Annotated in this window: 3 protein-coding genes and 2 pseudogenes; 3 read left to right on the top strand and 2 right to left on the bottom strand. The window is 64.7% G+C overall.

The annotated features are described in order from the left end of the window. The 3 genes and pseudogenes from AHiyo1_RS09850 to AHiyo1_RS09835 all read left to right on the top strand — a co-directional run. Positions 1 to 514: pseudogene (locus tag AHiyo1_RS09850) on the top strand (phosphogluconate dehydrogenase C-terminal domain-containing protein); the annotation flags it as partial. A gap of 177 nt (positions 515 to 691) precedes the next feature. Beyond that, positions 692 to 5,580: pseudogene (locus AHiyo1_RS28230) on the top strand (NAD-glutamate dehydrogenase). Positions 5,581 to 5,678: 98 nt separating this feature from the next. Then, on the top strand, positions 5,679 to 5,900 hold the full coding sequence (locus AHiyo1_RS09835; RefSeq protein WP_059388456.1) for a hypothetical protein: 222 nt from the start codon (positions 5,679 to 5,681) through the stop codon (positions 5,898 to 5,900). Positions 5,901 to 6,018: 118 nt separating this feature from the next. On the opposite strand, the gene AHiyo1_RS09830 is transcribed toward AHiyo1_RS09835, so the two are convergent. Beyond that, complete coding sequence (locus AHiyo1_RS09830; RefSeq protein ID WP_059388455.1) at positions 6,019 to 6,267, bottom strand: hypothetical protein; 249 nt, start codon at positions 6,265 to 6,267, stop codon at positions 6,019 to 6,021. Between the two features lie 194 nt (positions 6,268 to 6,461). Then, positions 6,462 to 7,243, bottom strand: a 782-nt coding sequence (locus AHiyo1_RS09825) for an aromatic amino acid lyase (RefSeq protein WP_172465561.1), incomplete at its 5' end; no start/stop codon positions are given.

The following is a 7,243-nucleotide window of genomic DNA, read 5'->3' as shown; positions in this document are numbered from 1 at the left end:
ACCCGTGCCACCCGTCCGTGTTCCTTGAGCGCACCACCAAGGAAGAATGGGCCGACACCTTCGGCGGCCAGGGCGCCCCGCAGAACGTCGTGGCCGCGATCGACGAGGACGCACCGGCGGCGACCCGCGACGCAGCCGAGGCGACCATCCGCACCATCTACGCCCCCGTCATCGACGTCCACTGGGTCACCGTGAAGCAGCTAGCCATCCTGGAACCCACCCTCGTGGAGACCGTGGCCTGCATGATCGGCACCCTGCTCAACGAAGCCCTCCACGAAACCGTGCACACCGCCGGCGTCCCCGAAGAAGCAGCCAAGGCCATGCTGTTCGGTCACGTGCAGATTGCCCTGACCAACGCCCTGCGCGGCTCCAACCCGTTCTCCGAGGCCTGCGAAATCGCCATCCAGTACGGCAAGGACACCATCATCAAGGACGACTGGAAGAAGATCTTCGACGACTCCGAGCTCGACGGCGTCATCGCAAGATGCTCAAGCTGGACGCCGTCAAGCGCTAGGCGATTCATCACCACCCGCGAGATGGCAGTTCACGGCAATTACTGACGCGAAGTGCCATCTCGCGGCGCATTCCAGGGGTTTACTGCCCGCCCCGCGCCAGCCATCATGAAATCAGGCGCAGGACTTCGCCGACCGCTACAGCACGGCCGCTCCTTGCGCAGCGGAGGCGCAGCGACATGTCACCCAGGATCGAGCCCGCGGACCACGCCCTGGGAGGCACTGCCCCGGGCGCCCCGGACCGATTCCTGACCGACTACTACGAACACGTGGCCGATGATGATGTCCGCAACTACACCACGGACACGCTCCTCGAGCGTGCCCGGTACCACCGCTCATTGGCTGAACGGCGGGCTCCCGGGCAAGCTGTGATCGGCGTCCTGAACGAGGCCGACGCGAGCCTCGTAGCGATTGTCACCGAGGACATGCCTTACCTCGTACCGTCGGTCACTGCGGAAATCGCCAGGGACAACGCCTCCATCGGGCTCCTGGTCCACCCCACTTTTACCGTCACCCGGGATCCAGCCACCCACCGCCTGACCGACGTCCGCCGCGGCCCCCTGCGGACCGGACTGCCGTCCGGCCTCGAGCCTTCCGTCCCGGTCACCCCTCTGGAGCACGACGACGGCCGGCCGCTCGCGGAGGCTTGGATCGCCGTCGAGATTTCCCGGCTTCCGGACGAAACGAGTGCCGAACACCTCGTTGAACGGCTGCAGTGCGTCCTTGGCGATGTCCGGGCCGCGGCGGAAGACGCGGCTGCCATCCACCAGGAACTTGCCGACGAGATCGGGGGTTTGGCGGGTTTGTCCGGCGGCGGGGAGGTCCGGGAGTTGCTGCGCTGGCTGGACGACGGGAATTTCGTGTTCCTCGGCTACCGCGGCCGGAGGAGTCTCGGACTGCTCCGGAAGGTGGCGGGCGACGCGTCCGAGGCCGGGCCGCCCGAAGGTGGGCCGTCCGAAGGTGGGCCGAGCGCAAGCCCCTCCTGACGCTCACCAAGTCGACGCTCCGCTCGACGGTGCTCCGGCGTGCCTACCTCGACGAAATCACCCTGGCCGGGGCTGACAAGATCGGCGAGCGCACCTGGGTCGGCCTTTTCGCTCCCAGCTCGGCGTCCCGTTCGGCACTCCAGATTCCCGTCATCCGGGACACTGTGGACGAGGTACTGCGGACGTTCGGCTACCCGCCGGCATCACACCGCGGCAAGGAACTCCTGGCCGTGGTGGAGGCTTATCCGCGCGACGAGCTCTTCCACATCGACGCCGGGCAGTTGGCGGAGCACGCGCGGGACATCTTGCGCCTCCAAGAACGGCACAGCACCCGGTTGTTCCTTCGTCCGGACTCGCATAACCGCTTCATGACGGCATTGGTCTTCCTGCCGCGGCAGCGCTACAGCACGGCCGTCCGGCTCAACATTGAACGCGAACTTCGCGAGGCCTTCGGTTCCGGGGCCATCGAGTTCGAGCTCCGCCTGGGCGAATCCGCCATGGCCCGGGTGTTCTTCCGGGTCCTGTTGCCACGCGAGGGGGCGCCCGCCGTCGTCGACCCTGCGGTACTGGAGCAGCGGATTATCGCCGCGACGCGGTCCTGGGCGGAAGGCCTGGACGAAGCCTTGCGGGCAAGGTTCCCCGCAGACGAGGCCGCCCGGCTGTCCCGGCAATGGGCTGCCGCCTTTCCGGCCAGCTACAAGGCCGATTACGAGGTGGAAGACGCCGTTCAGGACATCGTCCGGTTCGAGAGTTTCGCGCCCATGGACGGGGACCTGCCCGACGGCGACACCGCGGACCCGCTGCTCACCGTCTACAGGCGCCAGGGAACCGCTGTCCTCGCCGAGGATGCGCGGATTCGGCTCTATTTGACCCGCCCGCAGAGCCTGAGCCAGATTCTGCCCCTCTTCCACAACCTAGGCTTGCGCGTCCTGGACCAGCGGCCGTTCGACGTGCAGCGTGCCGACGGGCGGTCCTTCTTCCTTTACGACCTTGGCCTCGTGTATCCGCGCGGAGTTGATCCCGTGCGAACGGGCGAGCTCCTGGCCGCTTCGTTTTGTGCCGCGATGCGGGGAGATGCGGAATCCGACGCCTTCGATGCCCTGGTCATCCGGGAGGGGATCGACTGGCGGCGGACAGCCATCCTGCGCGCGTATGCGAAGTACCTCCGGCAGCTGGGGAGCACCAATTCGTACGGGTTCATCGCGGATACCTTCGTGAGAATGTGCGGGCAACCCGCGCTCTGCTTTCGCTCTTCGAGGCGAAGTTCGATCCGGACCGGTTCGACCCCGATCTGTTCGATCCTGAGCTGCGGGCGCGGCGCCGCTGACAAGACGCCTGCTGAGCAGATGGCGGCTGGAAGCGACCTGTTCGAAACGGACCGCGGCAAGTACAGCTCGCGGACGCAAGCCACCAACGCCGCGCGCAAGGAACTGGCCGAAGCGATCGACGCCGTACCGGTCCTCGACGCCGACCGCCTGTTGCGTTCCCTGGCGAGCCTGGTGGAGGCCACCCTGCGCACTAACTTTTACCTCAACAAACCGTATTTGAGTTTCAAGCTGAACCCCTCCTCCATCCCGGCTGCACCTGCACCCCGGCCACAATTCGAAATCTGGGTCTACTCGCCACGCGTGGAAGGCGTCCACTTGCGGTTCGGCGCCATTGCCCGCGGCGGCTTGCGTTGGTCCGACCGCCGGGAGGACTTCCGCACGGAGGTCCTGGGGCTCGTGAAAGCCCAGACCGTGAAGAACGCCGTCATTGTTCCCACCGGAGCCAAGGGTGGTTTCTACCCCAAACAACTCCCGGACCCCGCCGAAGACCGGGCGGACTGGCTGGCCGAGGGCCAGGAAAGCTACCGGATCTTCGTTCGTGGACTACTGGACATCACGGACAACCTGGTTGCCGAGCGCGTCGTCCCGCCGGCGCGCGTGGTGAGGCACGACGGCGACGACTACTACCTTGTGGTCGCCGCGGACAAGGGCACAGCCACGTTCTCCGACATCGCCAACGACCTCGCCTCAGAGTACGGATTCTGGCTGGGCGATGCGTTCGCGTCCGGCGGTTCCGTGGGTTATGACCACAAGCAGATGGGCATCACGGCCCGCGGCGCCTGGGAGTCCGTGCGGCACCATTTCAGCGAGCTGCTCATCGACTCCCGGGCCGAGGATTTCACCGTGGTGGGCATCGGCGACATGAGCGGCGATGTGTTCGGCAACGGCATGCTGCTCTCGAACCACATCAAGCTTGTGGCGGCCTTCGATCACCGGCATATCTTCCTGGATCCCACCCCGGACCCGGCCATTTCCTTCGCCGAGCGGAAACGGCTCATCAAGCTCCCCCGCTCATCCTGGGCCGACTACAACCCCGCGAAGCTCAGTCCCGGTGGAGGAGTGTTCTCCCGGGCCGACAAATCAATCGGCATCACCGAGCCTGTCCGCCTCGCCTTGGGATTGGCGGAGGGCACGACGGCGATGAGCCCGCCTGAGCTGCTCAGGGCCGTCCTCACGGCCCCCGTCGACCTGCTCTACAACGGTGGGATCGGCACCTACGTCAAGGCTTCCGCCGAGACGCATGCCGATGTCGGAGACAAGTCAAACGATGCCATCCGGGTGGACGCCGCCCAACTGCGTACCCGGATCATCGCCGAGGGCGGCAATCTCGGCATCACCCAACGCGGCAGGATCGAGGCTGCGCTGGCCGGAATCCGCGTAAACACCGATGCCATCGACAACTCCGCCGGCGTGGACTGCTCGGACCACGAGGTAAACATCAAGATCTTCCTGGACCGGATGATCGCCGCAGGCAAGATGTCCCCCAACGAAAGGACGAAATTCCTGCACTAACTCCAGGACGAAGTGGGGAGGCTCGTGCTGAAAACCAACGTTGACCAAAACGTCCTCCTCCTCAATGACAGGCAACTGGTCCTCGAGTGGAGCCCGAGCTTCGAACGGACCATGGACTGGCTCGAGTCAGCCACGGACCTGGACCGGGAGCTCGAATGCCTGCCGACAACCAAGGAAATCCAGGCGCGAGTAAGGACCGGAGTTGGACTGACCTCACCTGAACTCGCAGTGCTGGCGGCCTATGCGAAGATCGAGCTCGCGCGGGAACTGACGGAGGGCGGGCTCGCGGACGATCCATGGTTTTCGAAAACGCTGCGCGACTATTTTCCCCGTCAGCTCTCGGAAGAATTCGGCGAGGACCTCTCCACGCATCCCCTGCGCCGCCAAATCGTTGCCACTGTGGTGGCCAACGACATGATCAACCTCGGCGGCATAGCCTTCGCGTTCCGCGCCATGGAGGAGACCACGGTTTCGGCGGCCGCGGTGGCGCGCGGATTCGTGGTCATGCGCCGAATCTGGGACTTCGATTCGGTCACTGAAGCCATCGCCCAAGTACCGGCAAGCGTCCCCAGCGAACATGGATGCGCCGTGGCCCTGGACATGCGCCGGCTCCTCGACCGGTCCACCCGTTGGTACGTCACCCACGATTTCCGCGACAAGCCCATTGCGGACGCCTTTGCGCGGCTAGAGCGGCCCATGTCGCTGATGCGGGCAAATTTCACGCGCTTCCTGCACGGGATAAACCTCCAACACTCGTTGACGCGCCTTGCCCATTCGGATTCAGTGGGCTTGCCACACGAACTGGGCCTTCGAGCCTCGGAACTCCTGGTCAGCTACGGCCTTTTGGACATTTCCGCGATCGCCGAGGAATTGCAAGAGCCCGTTGAGGACGTCGCCGAGGTGTACTTCGCCGTGTTCGAACGGATTTCGGCCATTCCCCTGTTGGAACACATCACGCTGTTGCCGCGGGACACCCACTGGGAAGCCTTGGCGCGCGCAGCCCTTCGCGACGACATGTATCTGGTCCTTGCCGACATGACCAAGGCCGTGGTCCGGCACACTCCCCGCTCCCCCGAGGCAAGCGCCGACCCCATAGGAAGGATCCAGGATTGGGAACGCGGAAACATCGAACAACTCGCCCGCATCCAGGACACCATCAAGGAAGCGATCAAGCCCGGCCCGGTGGATATAGCCGCACTCTCCGTGGCCGTGAAGCTCTTGCGAGCGATGGTACGCCGGTGATCCAGATCCCAGAATGACAGACATCCGACGACTCTTTGCTATCTTTTATGCAGGAATTGCCGCTCCCCAACGCGGCATCCTGCAGAAGGAGGCCCCCAATGAGCACTGCCACGATAGAAAACAACGAGATCCATTTGTCCTTTGCGTCCGTCGACGAAGTCCATGCCGGACTCGACGAAGCCGTCAGCACGCTCATCGAAGCCGCTGCCGAAGACGGCCGCTGCGGGATCCTGGTGACCCGCCGGGAGCCCGGAAGCTACACGGTCGCCTTGGACGAGTCCGTCCCGTTCGGCCAGACCCGTGAGGTCCTCGCCGCCTAAGGACAGGCCCTGAAATAGGTACAGACAAGAAAAACCGGAGCTTGTTTTCCAGACCACGCCAAGACGGCGCGGAATGGGAAACAAGCCCCGGTCCTTTAACCCGGTTTTTGCGGAGTCCCTACACCCGGCGCAACTCCACGCCGTCGGACTTCATGAAAAGCTGTTTGGCGGCTTCATCGGCGCCAGGTCCTGCGGGTTCAAGCCACACAACGTTGCCGCTGCCCGAGACTTCCTGCACCTCCCCCGCCGCGACCACATGTGCGTGCCTTACGACTTCGATCCGCTCCCCCACCTTCAACGTTCCCCAGTTGGAAACGACGGCGGACTGTGCGATTCGCCTGGACAGGACTGTCCCGCGTGCCTTCATTGAACTTCTACCCCTTTGTGGATGTTCGTTGTTTTCAGTTGTAAACGGATATTCCCCGGCAGGCCCACGACATCGTCGGCGTGGACATGCCGTACCCCATAAGTTCTACTACACAGAAAGCGCCCCGGGGCACGTATTGCCAAACATTTCCGGGGCGCTTCCTATTGTTCACTCGAACAGTATTTTGTTCGGCGTCAGGCGAGAATTCCGACGGCGGATTCGGCGGCCGTCCGCACCTCGCCAGCGCCTACAAGACGGTCTGCCGCTTCCAGTTCAGGTGAGAGGAAACGGTCAGTTCCGGGACCGTCGACGACGCCGCGCAGCACCTCGATCACGGCGGTGCCGGCAGGCCCCGGAGTGAGTTCTCCACCGGACAGTTTGGTGCGGATGTCGAGGGCGCGGGCGCTCGTCACGAGTTCCACGGCCAGGACGCGACGCAGGTTCTCGATGGCCTTCCGGAGCTTACGGGCAGCGTGCCAACCCATGGAGACGTGGTCTTCCTGCATGGCGGAGCTCGGGATGGAGTCCACCGATGCCGGGACGGCCAGCCGCTTGTTGTCCGAGACGAGCCCGGCCTGGGTGTACTGGGCAATCATGAGGCCCGAGTCCACTCCGGGATCGTCTGCGAGGAAGGCCGGGAGTCCGTGCGAACGGGCCGGGTCCAGCATGCGGTCCGTGCGGCGCTCGGCGATGGAGGACAGGTCCGCCACGGCGATCGCCAGGAAGTCCAGGACGTAGGCCACCGGGGCGCCGTGGAAGTTTCCGTTGGAGGACACGCGGCCGTCCGGGAGCACCACGGGGTTGTCGATGGCTGCAGCCAACTCACGGGAAGCCACGAGTTCGGCATGCGTCACGGTGTCGCGGACCGCGCCGGCCACCTGGGGTGCGCAGCGGAGCGAGTACGCGTCCTGGACTTTGGTGTCGTTGACGCGGTGCGAAGCGACGATCGGCGAGTTGGAAAGCACCCGAAGCATGT

This window comes from Arthrobacter sp. Hiyo1, assembly GCF_001263615.2.
Lineage (GTDB): Bacteria > Actinomycetota > Actinomycetes > Actinomycetales > Micrococcaceae > Arthrobacter.
This window is presented reverse-complemented; position numbering and strand designations above follow the sequence as displayed.

Coding starts and splice junctions, on each gene's coding strand:
- AHiyo1_RS09835 (WP_059388456.1), top strand. CDS start 5,679: ATGAGCACTGCCACGATAGAAAACAACGAGATCCATTTGTCCTTTGCG.
- AHiyo1_RS09830 (WP_059388455.1), bottom strand. CDS start 6,267: ATGAAGGCACGCGGGACAGTCCTGTCCAGGCGAATCGCACAGTCCGCC.